Source organism: Mangrovibacter plantisponsor (assembly GCF_003182475.1).
Taxonomy (GTDB): domain Bacteria; phylum Pseudomonadota; class Gammaproteobacteria; order Enterobacterales; family Enterobacteriaceae; genus Mangrovibacter; species Mangrovibacter plantisponsor.
In genome coordinates this window covers 187,943-201,722 of record NZ_QGTS01000002.1, presented here as the reverse complement: position 1 = coordinate 201,722, position 13,780 = coordinate 187,943, and the positions used below count along the sequence as shown (strand labels likewise).

Here is a 13,780-nt window from a genome sequence, read left to right as displayed (position 1 = left end):
TTGGCGTAACTGGCATACAAGGTTACCAGCGCAGTTGGTCTGCCCTCACTCAGCCCACCTAATGCGAAGTATACCCCGGATATTTCCCGGAAACATAAACACAATGTTTATGCCCACACCTTGTATTTTCAGGACGCCAATCCTGGCAATGCGTTACATTGCCAGCGAAGTGTACTGTCTGCATAAACAGTAAAACAAGCGCGATATGCAGGTTTACGGCATTGCTCGCAAAGAACAACTCAGCCTTGCATACATTACAGGGAAAAATCGAGGTGGGTTCAGGAAGTGGGCAGAACTGTGAGCCAAAAAGCACAATTACGGGGCTTATAAAAATTTAAATATGAACATCATTACCTTCTCTCACTCGCTTAGGATAAGTACATACCCCATTTAACCATCCAGCCTGTTCGTATATTATTCGAGCAAATTAACGAACATCATCAGCTTGTTCTTTATAAATACTATCTTGTTGAAACACATTCGCATTACTCATTTGACCGCCAGCTACTAAGAGACAGGTTATGCAAGACTGCTTTATGGCACTAAAAAAAATGATGAAATACTTTGGCGTTATCTTGCTGCTTTCCTTGTCAAAACCCGTACTGGCGGAAACCTCAGAAACCATCTCCTGCGTTCCGGGAGCATCCGGTTTCATTGGGAACCAGTCTGTTGATTTATCGCCACTTTTCATTGGCCGAAGCCAGGTGACTGCTACATTCAACACCAACTGGAGCGCAACTGTTTCTTGTACTGGTGAAGTCAAAAACCGCACTCTACTTTTCTTTTCAGCCTTTGAAGAGCCGGTTTATATCAAATTTACTGACAGCACCTCAGCAGATACATTCTGGGTAAAAGTTACCGCAGTGCCGCTTACCAGTAAAACTTCCGTATCGACTTCTGGTTCCAGCTTCAGCATGACCAACTACCAAACCGCTATGGCACTCACCGCGGAACTGACCACAGCCCCTGGGGATGGCGTAGATATCATTACAGCAGATAATAATACGGCGAATATTTACCTTGGAGCGACCACCCCCCTTACCTCAATGACAGCAGATGACGTGCGAGAGTTTGCATTAACAAACCCGGCGGCGCTGTCGCGTTTTTTATTTGGCGGGGTTCAAAAAGTGGCGCTAAGTTATAACCCGAGCACAATGACATGCAATGTCCCAAACCAAAATATTACGTTACCGGCTATAGGGCTTAACGCCCTGAAAACTGGTAGCAGCTCAGGTAAAAGTAACATCGAAATACCTTTCAACTGCTCGTCGGATTCCGGAAACGCGGAGTACAACATCCACGCATGGCTTGCCAGTAATGATATTGTGGATAGTGCTAATAAGGTGATTCGTAACGAGGAGTCTACATCGAAAGGGATTGGGATCAGCCTGCAGACACAAGCTGGTGAGGACGTAGTGTTCTCCACCTCAACCGATGCAGAGAACGCCACAGATATTTTCTCAGTTGCCAAAGGTGAAAACCTGTCAACACGAAATCATGTAAGCCTGGCGGCTTATTATTCAGTATATGACAACAGCCAGGTGTCACCAGGAACCGTAACAGCAACGGCTTCGGTGGTGTTGAGTTATGATTGAGCGTCCTGCAACTTAGGAAAGATTAGAATTTAAAATTACAGCCCTAACTTATTCAGTGATTAAAATAAGCCACCCCATTAATACCTCCCATAGAGTAGATTGACAAATCCCAAAAGGCCAGTCATTGATAATGACTGGCTGGTAAAACCTAGGATAATTAAATAACCGAACACACAGAAAATATAAAAATCATAATTTTAAACAAATAAGGATCTTTAAAAAAAAGAAAATAACCACATATGTGAACACCTCAATATACAAAATTATCAGAATATACGTTACATTAATGCAGTACAATTAGTAAAAATGTTAACCAACCAGAAATTAATTAACATGATACGTCTTCACCCACACCCTTGGACCAGATGGTAAATACTGACCAATAACGACCTTTGCCAACACTCCTTCAGGTATAGATATACTAAAAATACATTTACCAGTAATAACTGAATAAACACCAGAAGAAATCGAATTATTTGGCCAATTGAAATCCTTATTTATAAACTCTTTTCCTTTTCCTTCAGCACCGGCAGATGGATATAGATGCAAGAAAAACCTCGTACCAAGCTCTATCTTTCTACAATTCTTAGAATAAAGCACTACATTATTATCTCTTGTTTTAACCACATCAAAGCCAACCGGAGTATTGAAAGCCCATTCTTTCTTCGTAGCAATGTCATTGTATATTTTTATAAACCCATTCCGCTCTTGAATAAAATCCCCTACGAAAACTGCAAAAGAAAACACACATATAGAAACTATAAATTTAAAAGCCACTTTTGGATTAAAATTTTTTAAGTCTTTATAAAAACATGAAACAACAAAACCAATTAGAGTAGCAACCAAAGGAGTAAATGGAAGGAACCAAAGGAAAGGATTTATATGTGTATGCGCCCATGAATGGACTTTTGCAAGTGTGAACCAAGAAATAGGGCTAAGTAACGAGAACCAACATGTTGCAACTAATGCTAATATCTTCCTACGATTCCGAGTGATATTCTTTGAGTATTGTTCAGATATAAGTGAAAGAGCTGTGAAAATAACCAACAAAGCTATAATCACATCAGCATTAACAGAGTTAAAATACTTCAGTCCGATGATATCATTAAAATTATAGAGCTCAATACTAAAGTACCGTGCAATAACAGACATTGTTGTCGCAGTGGTTGCGCCCTCCCATGATGGAATACCGAGGGTTCCTGGTTTAGCATACATTCTTGAACCAGCATGCGAGATCCGCTGGTACAATGAATCTTTCCATGAAATATTACTAATCACGCTATCTTGGTATATATGAATTACATTAACCAGAAGAAAAGATAATAGCCCCAAACCACCAATAAATATCATATAATACAACGTTTTATGCCAGGGCCACTTATCTTTAATTGAATAATATACCACTGGAACAATTGAAGAAAGCAAAACAGAACTAATATACTCATAACCCGCCGAACTTTTTATGAATACAGCTAAAAAAATAAGCGAACCGAACAACAACAAGTTCTTTTTATTATAGTAAGATTCAAAATGTAAAAAAAGTGAGGAAATAAAGAAAGGTAGATAAAGTACAACTGGAAACCAATACAAATTACGTGCCATTATTGTTACCCAAGGTGAACAGAACAGACACATCAAAAAAGCAAAAGAGCTCAGAAGCCCAAACTCAAGAGCATAAACTCTTGATAAAGCAATAAATAATAAAGCCAATAAGATTACAGCAAATGAGTAAATAAGGTCAAGTCGCTGCTGTGGATGTAATAAGACAATTGAGTAAAGAAATTTATCTACATAACTGAAAAAAATCCCCTGGCCGCCAATCTGTGATAAATATGGAATAAACTTATTATTTTCACCACCAATAAAATTTTCATATTTAGTATATATGTCAGAGAAGTTATTTATTTTATCCAGAGCACCCGAATAGCTCCATATACCATGATTATAAGACTGTGTTAATCGTCCAATAACAAGTGATTCAGAAGATTTCTGAAAATTAGAGAACCAAGAAGCATTTGTAAGATTAAAAAAGTTATAACGGTAATTAAGAAAAAACAAAAATAACAGCAACAAAAACAAAATAAATTTCCCAACATTAAATTTTTTAAAAAATATAATTTTCGTCATGGAATCACATTCCGTAAAAAGAGTTAATCTTATCCCAGCCAGCCATATAATAGGGTACGAAATACAGTGAAGTCTATTATTCTTTAAAAGTCCCCTAAGTTCTTACACATGAAGGATACACAGACCCAACACAATCTTCGTTAAACTAATCTAGATGGGTAATTAATACTAGCCATACATTTATGTGTAAGAGCTGTAAATAATCATTTATTAATTCCTAGTCACTCCAGTTGACACCAAAATTTAATAAATGTTGAGTACCTTTCAAAAGAGAAGCATCAGAGGGATATAAATGTACAAAAAACGGTCTGAAAAAATTTTTTCTGAACAATCCTATGAATAAAAGATAATTTTTAAGTCTTGCAGAATATATATTCTAGGATTATTACTTGACGTATACGTAACTACGCCACTTTTAATTTCAGCATTATGAATCGTCTTAAATTTGCAATACTGATACAGAGAAATGAACTGAAAAAAACGACTAGCATGATAATGTCAAAATAATGTGCAACAAATTAATTTCTTGCAGATATATCAAGAAAAATAATAAAACGGAGATAAAAAATACGATACAGCTCCAGTTCAAATTACTAAGCAGTAATTTATCACTGAAAACCCTCATTATTAAAAAATACTAACTATCAAGGATTATAGATTCCTAGGGAAGCGAAAAAGAGTACTTTTAAGAGCTCACAGTTCCCTTTAAAACCACTTATCTTAGTTGGAATATCACCTTCAGGGTAACGCCGAGTGGTAGGAATTTCCTTGCATTTAAAATTTAGTTTTGGAGCACGATAAGATAAATAAGCTAACAATTCATATGCCTTAAATACTGAACGGAAAATTGAAATTCTCGGATCTAACAACATCTTACTACTGTATGCTCTAAACCCTTGTGTGGTGTCGGTCCATTTAAATCCAGAAAAAAAACTAAGGACTGGGGCATGGATAAATCGAATTGCAAGATCTCGGGATACAGGCGTATTAACAGCAATACCACCATCCAAAAATCTAGAAGCTTGAACGAAGTCTAAACCATTATCTAACTCCGCGATAAAATCAGGTATAGAAATAGGGTCATCTTTATCATTTCCATCAATAGTTACTATGCCATCATAGCCCTTTCTTAAGGCATAATCATAAGCACATAATAACTGGACACTTAATTTCCCAGGGGATCTTTTTTGTAGCAGAGTTGACACTTTATAATCAACCAACAACTGAGTGTCGAGTGAGCCATCTGTACTGCCACCATCAACAATAATAATATCAGCAATAGAATGAATGTTATTTTTTAGTATTTTTTCTAACAAATTATGAATACGCTCACCTTCATTAATAACTGGAATAACTACACACCACCTATACTTCTTTGGTAATTTTAATAATACATCATAATCTGGAATATACGCTTCATTAGATTGTTTTTTGGAATTCATTATGCTTTACCGAATATTATGAAACACGAGCAGTAATTAGTGAAACGCCTAAAATCACGATAATAATCCCAACCCACGTAGTCCAGTAAAAATGTTCTTTTAATATAAATGATGAAAATAACGCCACCATTGCAACAGAGCCTACGGTGAGAATAGGATGTACTATATTCAAGGGCAGTCTGCTTAATGAAGCCGCGTATAATATAAATGCCAACCCATAGAGACATAAACCTAGCCAGAATGGCCAGTTTAATAAGCTCGATATATCATTAACAGTTGGAAACTTTCGTGGTGGTATCATTGCATATTTAATCAAAACACTAGCGGAAGCATTAGATAAAACCCCAAAAAGAAGAATAACCCATTTCATATGATTTTATGTTCCTATTGATAAACATTCTTCGTAAAAAGGATTGCTCTAGATAGTGCTTCTAATGGTGGCTCATGTATAGATTTAATCATTTCAATTGTCGCTATAAAATTTGGAAAATAGCGGTTAATCATATTGGCATACTCTATATGTCTATTTTTCCCATCCCCAATAGGAGTAAGATCTTTGTCACTTATATGAATATGACCAATGAGATGTTTATATCGCTTACATATATATTCAACTGACTCAGAATTAATTCCTATAGCACCAGTATCAAATTGCATTTTTATTGAATTGAGAGATACTTCTTCAACTACCTTTGCCGTATCATCAGTATTTGTCATAAAATTACAGCCATAATATGATGGGTTGGGTTCAAGACAAATAATAACATTATGACTCTCAGCTATGCGTCCCAACTGCGTGAAAAAATCAATCGCTTTAAACATTGCTTCACTGTCTGAAAATCCACTTCTATCACGATTTTTTGGAGAACCAAAAACTAATCTTGTAGCACCCAGAAGGTTTCCAATATGGCATATCCGATTAAGATGATTTAGTAAATCCTTTCGATTACTGGAATTACCAAATACATTAAGACCTTGTGTACCAAAAAGGAGCGACTGCATCCCTATTATTCTTATATCATGCGCATCCCACCAAGATTTTACTGACAAAATATCTTTATCCGAAGCAGATAATGGAGATGGGAAATATTTCCCTGGGGCTATATCAATAGCATTTATATTTGATTTAGATAACAAACCAGCAACGATCTGATCTTGCTCCGGATCCCATGCCAGATTTGAAACTGATAATCTCATCAATTACCTCTATCGTATATAACCGTATTTTCAGACTGAACATATGCGCGAATAGCTAGAATAGTTTCTTTTTTACTGCAAGTATAGCCATTTTCCCCACCAAAAATCTTTGCATGGATGGTATGCATGTCATAATTCAAAGCAGCGCGTTCTAGTTTATTATTGAATGATTGATTGAAGCAGTTCTGCGCAACTTCTGCAACAGTTATCGGTTCAGCAGTCAAGTGCAATAATGAAATTTTGTTTAATAGTGCCTTCTGTATATCAAACCATAGATTAACCATAGGGTAAAATTGAAAGGAATCTGTGCTATTTATTTTTTCTAGATTATTTTCATTAAGTAAATCATAGATGATATTTTTGCGTAAACCTGGCCCAACAAGACCAGGCAATCGAATAATTAGATGATTTTTAAAATTATCAGAAACATATCGTTCCAAAGTATATCTATTTAATCCATAAGCATGAAGTGAATGTATATCTATTACTGTCTTTTCATCAACACCTTCCGGATTTTGGAACACATCTACCGTACTGATTAATACAAACTGTCTACAGGAAACACATTTGAGTTGTTCAATAAGATTATAAATATTCCGTAAGTCATTCTCTGGCTCTTTATTAGCGAGCCATTTTTGGCCAGGAGCCCCAGCACACACTATTAAATCATAATTTCTCCCTGAAATTTCACTTATGTTAGATGAACGATAGAGATCATCAAATTTTGTTTGCTTATTTAATGTACTACCGACAAACCCCGTATAACCAATAAGAGCCCGCATTGCATTTCCTTATTTTTTTCGACCAGTTTGCACATTGTTTACCTCATCAGAAACAGCTTCATTTAACACATTAAGTCTGTCCACATTAAGCATAATAGTACTATTTTTTTCGTAAACAACATAATAATCAAACTGTCTACTATTTTCATCCAGTAGACGGGCTAAATACTCACCAAAAAAAGTCAGTATAATAAACATGAATGTGAAAAGGAGAGACATAAAGAGAATAGTTGTTGTCCAACCTTCTACTACATGTCCATCAATAAAATGGATAAGAACACTATATGTTGCGAATATAAAAGAAGACAAGCTTCCAGTAACTCCAAGAATAGACATCCATCGAAGCGGTCGTGACGAATTAAAAACAATTAAATAAATAAGCTTTCTGAATGATTGATATAGATTTTTACCATCATTATCAATTAATGGCTTATAAATAATAGTATTAACGGGATAACCTAATTTTTGTATACGCATTGTTAGCTTATGATGAAAGCGTCCAGTTCTTGTTAAAGCATTTACGCTGCGGCGACTAAGACATCTAAAATCAGTTGATTTTTCAGGTATTTTATAATCTATGGCAGATAAAACCTTAGAAAATATTTTCCTTGATATATAGTAACGTATGTTTTCAAAGCTTTCAGTAATTCCGATGATCACATCAGAACCATTTCTGCAACTATTAATTGCTTCAGATATAATTTGAACAGGATCAGTATTGATATTAAAGAGGACAACAAAATCACCAATTGCATTTTCAATACCAACAGCCGATGCAATTTCCTCATTTTGATTTGAAGATAACTGAATAATTCGCATACATGATAGTTCATTCAGAAGATAATCTTCAGTTTCTGTATCTAAAAGATTCAACTCACAAACAATAATTAATATTTCATAATCAGAATAGTAATCATCCAAATAGCTATTTAAAAGAGAAATCTGTTCAATATATGAATCTGATTTTTCTTTTATTTTAATCACTACAGATACAAAAGCCTCACTCTTCATTCTCAGCCTCCAAGCCCCAGAACTCGGTCGATCTCTTCAATTACATCATAAATATTATCTATTTTCCCCCCCATAATACAATGCAATCCTTTAAGACCATAGTTAGCCTTAAATAGAATTGGGCGAGAATCATCACTGTCACTTCTGGGTAATATTGTTTTTACTTCCCAAAGTGACTTGTGATATTGGCTTTCACCAATAATAGGGATATACCTTTTGGCATCTGATATCATATATCGCCAAGCTGTATGTTTTTCTGATTTATCATATAAATCATGTGGTTCTTGATATTCTTTACCATCCACATCATTCCATTCGTAATGCGGTGTATACCTAACATGACTTAATGAATGGAAACCAAGTGATGGAAATGGCATGGCTGAAAAGAAAGGCCCGCACATCACAGTAATACCTATATTCTTTAACACCTCAGGAGGTGTTATGAGGCACATTTCTGTCATTTCATGCCGAAGAGGTATAAGTTTCAGTGATGAATTATGCAATAAATTATTTATGCATGAATAAGTACAATTAAAAACATGGTCCGCTTCTAAATATTGTTCTTCGCCATCAATTATTGCATGGACCACCAAGTTTTCATTACACCTAGTTATACTCAACACCTCAGAACTAGTATAAATTTCTGCACCGGTTAAACTTAACCTCTCAATTATGAGATCCCTTAATTTATGAGAATCAAATGCATATTCATTTGTTGCAAAAACTTCTTCTACCAACCCCGGATTAACTAATTTTTTTATATTCGAAGGAGCCGTTTCACAATGCGCACCTATTCGCTTGCAAAATTGGTAAAACTGTTCACCGTTTACTTTACTTAGAGGTCCTGCCACTAAATAATATTTATCAAAATCGTCAACGATACAATCCTTGAACTCGCTAACAAAGCGAGGGAAAGAAAGCCTCGACCTCATAGCTGTAAGGATGCTTCTGGGATAGTGATATCCATTATGGACGCGAGCCTGGTTATTAAATGAAGCTCGGGACATTAATGAATCTTCTTTTTCAATAAGGATTACACTTACCCCCCGAAGGCTAAGCTGTTCAGCAAGATACAAGCCGAAAAAGCCACCGCCAGCAATTATAACTTTCGGGCAATCACCCAATATTTTCATAATGGCACTCATTTAATTTCTTCTTTTGATCTGAGTCAAACCTTATCATCAGGATATGATGATATATATATTTTATCGTCAGTCTAGTATAGATTCTCGATAGTGCAAATGCGACAAAATATAGTTTTAAAAAATCAAATAGTAATAATGTCAAAGACGAATGTTCTAACAGCCCACTCACTGTTATCAGTGGTAGCTTGATTATAGTTTTAACTCTCAGGACTGGGAGCACCACAGGTACTGTGACGACGCCATTGATTATACTCACACTCGATATAATTAGATACTACCGGTCCTACTAGTTTCATGGTTGGTAAGACGCTCTGCGTGGATACATTCCACAGCACTGAGTAGACTCAGTTAATGAACAACAATTTACCTTCGTCAAATAATTTTCTGGAAAATCAGAGAAATGCAAAGATAAAATCGTCTACCCTTGTGGACTTCGTAAGCCACAGCGTCATATTGATATCAGGAAGAATACTAATTTTCCCTCTAATATTTTTAATGGTGATAAAATTAAGCAGACTACTTTACCAACATGTCCAGCCACCATCTACAGGAATATTAGCACCCGTCATAAAAGATGATGCTTGTGATGCCAAGAAAATTATAGGGCCAGCTAGCTCACTAGCATTACCAATACGTCCCATAGGTACTTTCTCTGATATTTTATAAACTAATTCAGCTGCATTTTCTTGAACTTGTAATGATGGGAACGGCCCTGGCGATATGCAGTTCACTCTTATATTCTCGTGAGCAAATTCACACCCTGCATATTTTGTCCATTGGATTAAAGCAGCTTTTGCTGCTCCATAAAATGGAGGATTAACAGCAGACATAGAGCTATAAATACGTTGATCAGGAGAAACCACTCCATACATTGATGCGATATTAATCACTGATGCATATCCGTTCACCTCTACCGCCTTTCTTAAAAAAGGAAGTAGTTCAGTAAACAAATTAGCAGATGCAATGACAGATGATTCATATGCATCTCTATATTGTCTAGGTGAAGAAAGCGCGACACTTCCTGCCCCCCCCGCATAGGCATTATTCACTATAATATCAATGTGTTCACATTCGAGATTTTCAATAAAAGACTTAATAGCCTCATTATCTGTTATATCAAAAGGAGCGATTGAGGCTTTGTATCCCATCGCTAGTAATTCATTGGTAAGCTGTTCACACTTATCGACAGACCGTGAGTTAATAAAAACGTGTGCTCCTGCAGACGCCAGGGCAATTACCATTTCCTTCCCAAGGTAACCAGTTGCTCCAGTAATTAATGCATTCTTACCATGCAATTTAAACATATTCATTTTTTATTCCATCTGCTGGGATTAAGAGTATTCTCTGACAAATCAGGCTTTGTAACGTCAATCGTTGACAATAGATGATCAGAGATAAATGGTTTCGAGATAGAGTTTATATTGTCGTGTAATTGATTCATATCATCGATACCAATCACCACTGCATCAATCCATTTTTGAGAATTTACGTAACCAATACATAAATCTGCTATCGATATTTTTTTAGTGTCTTTCTGTATCTTCTCTAACCAAGTCCGAATGGGAACATGGTTTTTGACATGAGCAATTTCCCAGATATTACTATCATTACTATTTAGGAGACCTTGTAAAAGTGAACTTCTGGCATGAATAACAAGGTTACGTTTTTTCTTAATATCCAATATACCTTTGATTAAATGGTCCCAACGTTTATCAAGAATATTATATGGCAACTGAATGAACTCTATATCTTCATATGACAAAGCCAGAGACAGCTCGTCTGGATTTTGGACAGATACGCCAAGAGAATGAATTTTCCCTGCCACTTTGTATTTTAAGAGTTCATTGAAGACTGCTCCACCATATTTGACTAAGTGATTAGCCCTATGTAGCATGACGATATCTAATTTTTCCGTGCCAAGGTTCATACATGACCGAAAGATAGAAGCTTGTGTTGCATATGAGTATACCAACGGGTCATCACAATTTTCTAGTTCAGTGAATGGCGGTGTTTTGGTTATTATTTTGACTCGTCCCAACCAACCTCCCGTCAATGTTTTTCCTATAGTAGCTTCACTTTCTCCATAAGCCGCTGCTGTATCGATGTATTCAATACCTTCAGTAATAGCTTGCTTAATTATTTTCTCTATTACATTCGGGCTAGCTCTTCCTTCAGCATTAGTAATCCCATAATTCATTCCAAATTGAACACTTCCTAATACCATTGGTTTGATGGCTTTATTATTACAAGGTTTAAACAATAATTTATCGAACCGCTTAATAATATCATATAGTGACATACTGATGATATCGTCATTTATGGTGAATATTTTTTTGACAGAAAGGTAATCATCAAAGGTGTCAATTGTACATCTATAATTGCTAAATCCTATAATTTTTTTTGGTTCGTAATATTTTACTTTGAAATGATTTCTAATATAAGGAGTGACATGTTCTCTTTCATCGTCTGAATTAGCATTTTTATTTGCATTGATAATATGTTCAACACGCATTAACTCAGCACTAACACCATATGGTACATTTGACCCTATGTTATCGCAGACCATGTAATCTGTTGATGATATTATATATTGACTTTCCATATCATCAAGTAAACTCCCATCCGGGAGAATATTATCTGCTGTTAAACGAAATATCCGTGTTTCAGGGGGATAGTCCTTCACTGCTTTAGCAAATCGAGCAAGGGTATCATTCAAACTCCCTCTTACACATGTGATACCATAGTGTTTAGCACATAATTCAATCTCATCATCAGTAGATTGGTCAGACGTTGCAATTATGACCTTTCTACCAGTATTGCCCGCTCGTTTAGCAGCTAATATAACCAAAGGGATACCATTAATTGTGAATAATGCTTTCCCAGGGAGGCGGGTTGAATTAAACCTCGACTGAATAATGATGATTGATTTAATATTTTCCATCTTTAAATCCCATACTTGAACTTTGAGCTCTGTAAATCGGCTCACCAATCTTTAGGTTATATATGATATCAATTTTTCTATAAGTACAATTTACACTATCACTTCATTTCGAAACCCAGCTATTTAGATAGCTATATTTAGTGAGGTAATTTTTTCCCTTCCCCGTTATGACATGTTGTAAATTCTATTTTTATTCATACCACAAGACATCAAGCTGTATATAATGAAAATAATCACACATAAGATAGTTTTGATCTCAAACAACTGATAGAAGTCGCCCATAGTAATTACTCTCACTAAAACATAAAGTAGTTTTATAGATATTAATGACAAGATTAGATCCCCGGTCTTTATCGAATCAACAATAATCCTCATAATCAACCCTGAGTAGGAACCAAGTGCAACACCAGCAATAATAGAAAGTGGGAAACCAAAAAAATAAATCAGATTTACAGGTCCTCCCATAGTGAAAGTCACCCCACGCATCATAAAGATTGAGAATACATCACTAGGCGCAATAATACTCATTAGATAGCGAATTCCTTTACTTTCATCACTTGCGCCAAAACCAAACAGATGCACCAATATATCTGTAGAACTGACCATATTACCAGATGAATGCCAATCAACTGCCCACCACATTTGCGCCTGGAGTACAACTCTATTAAGCAGTCTATTAAATGCATCACTACTCCCACTTATTGAGTAGTAACTTAAGTACGCCGAATATATCAATAGGGAAAATAATATAGAAATAATCAAAAATGCTTTTATATTAAATATTTTTTTTCCTATATTTATATTATTAATCAGTACAATAGGGGTTATAAAAAAAACTAACGAAAGAAATAAACCAGTGAATTTTTCGCCAACTATATACTGCGAAAGAATTGATATAATAATAAAATACAGGAAATATCTTCTTTTGGTTTCAGCGTATAGAACACCGATTAGTAAAGATAACTGTTGTAGTATAAACTTAGCATATTGTCCCCACGCCGGAGCAATGTTATTCCAATAATAAAACCTGTCTACACCATACTCATTAGGATTCCCATACCTCAAGCGAAAGAAAATCATCAACATAATTAGTGATAATACACTAAAATTTAATAGCCACCCTACAACTTTATTTGTTGTTAATGATAAGCATCCATAAAGAAATCTGATATTTCCTATTTTTTTAAACGTAAATTGTGCTGCTGCAATGATAACAAAGCTTAGTGTCAGTATTCTGGTTGTAGCACCCGATGGCGAAGAGACTTGATGTATTTCACTTAATAAAACATTATTTTCCGCATACGCACAAATCACTCCCGTTATTGTAAATGATGTAAGCAATAGAACAGAGATTATAGTGAACTCACTATCTTTTTTCAGATAGTATAGGCAAGATAAAAACCACAATAGTATAGTCAACACATTCAACGCATTATAAGAAATGCAATTAAGTATTGATAATAATGTAATGCAGCCCCATAAAAATAACAATGCAAGCATGCATAGACCTCTCTAAATTAACACATTTGCTCTATTTAAT

At 35.4% G+C, this 13,780-nt stretch carries 11 protein-coding genes; 1 reads left to right on the top strand and 10 read right to left on the bottom strand.

Translation table 11 applies throughout. The features are described 5' to 3' along the window. Positions 1–536: 536 nt before the first annotated feature. Complete coding sequence (locus tag DES37_RS03545) at positions 537–1,595, top strand: fimbrial protein (protein ID WP_170123720.1); 1,059 nt, start codon at positions 537–539, stop codon at positions 1,593–1,595. Between the two features lie 324 nt (positions 1,596–1,919). Here the strand turns inward: DES37_RS03545 and DES37_RS03540 are convergent, their stop codons facing one another. From DES37_RS03540 to DES37_RS03495, 10 genes are all read right to left on the bottom strand, one after another. Next, on the bottom strand, positions 1,920–3,722 hold the full coding sequence (locus DES37_RS03540; RefSeq protein WP_110024865.1) for a hypothetical protein: 1,803 nt from the start codon (positions 3,720–3,722) through the stop codon (positions 1,920–1,922). A gap of 644 nt (positions 3,723–4,366) precedes the next feature. Beyond that, entirely contained in the window at positions 4,367–5,164 is a 798-nt protein-coding gene (locus DES37_RS03535) for a glycosyltransferase family 2 protein (RefSeq protein WP_110024864.1), read from the bottom strand. A gap of 16 nt (positions 5,165–5,180) precedes the next feature. Next, positions 5,181–5,534, bottom strand: a complete 354-nt coding sequence (locus tag DES37_RS03530; protein ID WP_110024863.1) for an EamA family transporter — start codon at positions 5,532–5,534, stop codon at positions 5,181–5,183. Between the two features lie 14 nt (positions 5,535–5,548). Further along, positions 5,549–6,361 (bottom strand): sugar phosphate isomerase/epimerase family protein, encoded by an 813-nt coding sequence (locus DES37_RS03525; RefSeq protein WP_110024862.1) that lies wholly within the window; start codon positions 6,359–6,361, stop codon positions 5,549–5,551. Further along, the gene (locus DES37_RS03520) at positions 6,361–7,143 is read right to left on the bottom strand and encodes an NAD-dependent epimerase/dehydratase family protein (protein ID WP_110024861.1); all 783 of its coding nucleotides are present in this window, start codon (positions 7,141–7,143) and stop codon (positions 6,361–6,363) included. Before DES37_RS03520 ends, DES37_RS03525 begins: the two co-directional genes overlap by 1 nt. A 9-nt stretch (positions 7,144–7,152) precedes the next feature. After that, complete coding sequence (locus DES37_RS03515; protein WP_110024860.1) at positions 7,153–8,154, bottom strand: glycosyltransferase family protein; 1,002 nt, start codon at positions 8,152–8,154, stop codon at positions 7,153–7,155. A 2-nt stretch (positions 8,155–8,156) separates the two neighbouring features. Beyond that, positions 8,157–9,287 (bottom strand): FAD-dependent oxidoreductase, encoded by a 1,131-nt coding sequence (locus tag DES37_RS03510; RefSeq protein ID WP_110025054.1) that lies wholly within the window; start codon positions 9,285–9,287, stop codon positions 8,157–8,159. A 533-nt stretch (positions 9,288–9,820) separates the two neighbouring features. After that, entirely contained in the window at positions 9,821–10,609 is a 789-nt protein-coding gene (locus DES37_RS03505; RefSeq protein WP_110024859.1) for an SDR family NAD(P)-dependent oxidoreductase, read from the bottom strand. After that, the gene (locus DES37_RS03500) at positions 10,606–12,240 is read right to left on the bottom strand and encodes an aldo/keto reductase (RefSeq protein WP_110024858.1); all 1,635 of its coding nucleotides are present in this window, start codon (positions 12,238–12,240) and stop codon (positions 10,606–10,608) included. Before DES37_RS03500 ends, DES37_RS03505 begins: the two co-directional genes overlap by 4 nt. A 165-nt stretch (positions 12,241–12,405) precedes the next feature. Continuing rightward, the gene (locus tag DES37_RS03495) at positions 12,406–13,740 is read right to left on the bottom strand and encodes a DUF6418 domain-containing protein (RefSeq protein ID WP_146211487.1); all 1,335 of its coding nucleotides are present in this window, start codon (positions 13,738–13,740) and stop codon (positions 12,406–12,408) included. Positions 13,741–13,780: the final 40 nt, after the last annotated feature.

Bases quoted from the DNA above. Each gene is read 5' to 3' on its own strand.
- DES37_RS03510 (WP_110025054.1), bottom strand. From the start codon at position 9,287: ATGAAAATATTGGGTGATTGCCCGAAAGTTATAATTGCTGGCGGTGGC.
- DES37_RS03500 (WP_110024858.1), bottom strand. From the start codon at position 12,240: ATGGAAAATATTAAATCAATCATCATTATTCAGTCGAGGTTTAATTCA.
- DES37_RS03540 (WP_110024865.1), bottom strand. From the start codon at position 3,722: ATGACGAAAATTATATTTTTTAAAAAATTTAATGTTGGGAAATTTATT.
- DES37_RS03495 (WP_146211487.1), bottom strand. From the start codon at position 13,740: ATGCTTGCATTGTTATTTTTATGGGGCTGCATTACATTATTATCAATA.
- DES37_RS03515 (WP_110024860.1), bottom strand. From the start codon at position 8,154: ATGAAGAGTGAGGCTTTTGTATCTGTAGTGATTAAAATAAAAGAAAAA.
- DES37_RS03535 (WP_110024864.1), bottom strand. From the start codon at position 5,164: ATGAATTCCAAAAAACAATCTAATGAAGCGTATATTCCAGATTATGAT.
- DES37_RS03545 (WP_170123720.1), top strand. From the start codon at position 537: ATGGCACTAAAAAAAATGATGAAATACTTTGGCGTTATCTTGCTGCTT.
- DES37_RS03520 (WP_110024861.1), bottom strand. From the start codon at position 7,143: ATGCGGGCTCTTATTGGTTATACGGGGTTTGTCGGTAGTACATTAAAT.
- DES37_RS03530 (WP_110024863.1), bottom strand. From the start codon at position 5,534: ATGAAATGGGTTATTCTTCTTTTTGGGGTTTTATCTAATGCTTCCGCT.
- DES37_RS03505 (WP_110024859.1), bottom strand. From the start codon at position 10,609: ATGAATATGTTTAAATTGCATGGTAAGAATGCATTAATTACTGGAGCA.
- DES37_RS03525 (WP_110024862.1), bottom strand. From the start codon at position 6,361: ATGAGATTATCAGTTTCAAATCTGGCATGGGATCCGGAGCAAGATCAG.